The sequence below is a fragment of the Luteibacter yeojuensis genome, assembly GCF_000964085.1.
In the GTDB taxonomy this organism is placed as follows: domain Bacteria; phylum Pseudomonadota; class Gammaproteobacteria; order Xanthomonadales; family Rhodanobacteraceae; genus Luteibacter; species Luteibacter yeojuensis_A.
Window position 1 is genome coordinate 1 of record NZ_JZRB01000103.1, and the last position, 416, is coordinate 416.

Sequence of the window (416 nt, forward strand, 5' to 3'; positions counted from 1 at the left end):
TGCATTCGCGACAGCGAATGAACCCCTTGACGACACCTGTAGTCAAGCGCATGCTGCCTACACCTGTAGTCAGGACCCCGCCATGGCAAAGAAGACGATCGGCGACCAGGAACTCGCCCTGCTCCACTACATCGAAGACACCCCCAAAAGCTCCGTGGCCGACATCCACGCAGGCTACGGCGAACCACGCGGCCTCGCCCGCTCCACCATCCTCACCATGATGGAACGCCTCCGCGCCAAAGGTTACCTCTCGCGCCGCAAGGCCGAAGGCGCCTACCGCTACAGCGTCACCGGCGAATCCGGCGAAGTCATGAGTGGCGCCGTCGCCCGCTTCGTCGAAAAGACCCTGCAGGGCTCCGTATCACCCTTCGTCGCCTGGATGGCCGAACGCGGCCAGGTCAGCGACAGCGAGCTCG

The 416-nt window shown here is 63.9% G+C and carries 1 protein-coding gene; it reads left to right on the top strand.

What is annotated here, in order from left to right; translation table 11 throughout:
- Positions 1-82: 82 nt before the first annotated feature.
- Positions 83-416 (top strand): BlaI/MecI/CopY family transcriptional regulator (locus VI08_RS20375; RefSeq protein WP_045831477.1); only part of this gene is annotated, 334 nt, incomplete at its 3' end.